1 protein-coding gene is annotated in these 1,506 nt (G+C 50.0%); it reads left to right on the top strand.

Annotated elements, in window-relative coordinates; translation table 11 throughout:
• Nucleotides 1-105 precede the first annotated feature (105 nt).
• Complete coding sequence (locus ACP5KC_RS10645) at nt 106-1,422, top strand: hypothetical protein (protein WP_428287582.1); 1,317 nt, start codon at nt 106-108, stop codon at nt 1,420-1,422.
• Nucleotides 1,423-1,506 lie beyond the last annotated feature (84 nt).

Here is a 1,506-nt window from a genome sequence, read left to right as displayed (position 1 = left end):
CGCCTGGAGCGCGTTACGGCCACTTCACACTATTATTCAACTGGACAGCCCTAGGTGAGGTTAAGATGTTCAGGGTCAGAATTTCAAGCTTCCCGGGTGTCTAATATGATCGCAAAGACAAATAGGAGAAAAATGATCACATATGTTTTGCTGGGCTTAATGCTAGCCGTCTTCGCCAGCGGGGCCATCGTTTTCTGGAATATCACAGCATGGAAGATATTAGGAAGTACCCCGCCGGTAAAGAAGCTGGCTGGGACTGATCTCGGGAATCCTAGCTATGGGGTTAAGAAGGCTTCAGTCTACTACAGAGTTGAGGATGGATACAACGTTACTTATGTAGAAGTTATTGTTCCAAGGTGCCACTGGACGACATTTAACCCGGTACTCATTCTATCCTCCACTAATACTGTTCCAGCAATCCTGAAAGCGGTATCAATCTCAGGTCCCTACCTCTCTCAGCTCTCAACGGACATCAGCATCGCCGGAGTCCTTCAGGTCAGAGTGACCAGTGGCAGTATTAGCCAGAGCTCTGGGCCGCCCGTGAGTCTCCCCTCTTCTGCCGGTTTACGCGTGCTCATAGGTTCAGGCGCACCCCTGGGCGTAGAGGTTGCCAGGCTCGAGACGTGGCTCTTGTACAACTATAGTAATGCGCGTGTTAGCCAGAAAATTGTGTGGATCTTCAAGACCCCCTCAAGTCCACCACGCGTTGTAATATTCTATGACGGCTTCGAATCCGGAACACTAACGGGATGGCAGTACACAGACTACGCATATGCGGAGCAAAAAATAAAAAACGTAAAGGTTACTGAAAGGTGCTGGTTTGACGACGTTTATCCTGTGCCTCAGACAATAACGGATACCACCAGACCTGTTGCTGGTAGCTGGCTCGCATGGATAGGTTTCAGAGACCAGGTCACATGCGAGCCTAGTGAGGCTAGGGACGACTACCTTCAGATAGCCGTAAACGTGCCGAGCTCTATAGATGGCGTCGAGGTTCGATTTGTCAACGTGACCTTCTGGTGGAGGTTCTTGACCTGGGACAGCGCTAACTACGACTACATAAACCTTGTTCTCTCGAAGGGTGCCACCACATACTACTTCAAGCAGCAGTACAACCCCAACCCTGGAGGCAAGTATGGCCCGTTTAAGGACACTGGGTGGCAGAGGAACAGTACGATATTCAGCGGGCTAGCCGGGAGCACCGCCACGCTGAAATTCCTTCTGCACACCTACAGCGATCAGTATTATAGGAGCTGGCTCTATGTGGACGAGGTGTACTTCATAGCGGTATTTGACTGCATCCCCGCGTATGTCGATCCTATACTGTACTCGACCCAGCAGTCAAGAGTCCAGCAGGTGCAAAGTACTCAAAAGGCATCAGTTGAAGGGATTGGTGCTACTCCACTCATTTCAGGGAGGTAATGTCTCCCATACTCAGACCTTTGGAAAAACTAGAGTTCTAAGATGACGTGCCACGAGAAAATAGTTAAACTGGTTTCAAGAGCC

The sequence above is a fragment of the Infirmifilum sp. genome (assembly GCF_049970975.1).
Classification (GTDB): Archaea; Thermoproteota; Thermoprotei; order Thermofilales; family Thermofilaceae; genus Thermofilum; species Thermofilum uzonense.
The sequence above is the reverse complement of the archived record's forward strand: the minus strand, read 5'-3'. Positions and strand labels throughout refer to the sequence as shown.

Excerpts from the sequence above, each read along its gene's own strand:
- ACP5KC_RS10645 (WP_428287582.1), top strand. The coding sequence starts at position 106 with ATGATCGCAAAGACAAATAGGAGAAAAATGATCACATATGTTTTGCTG.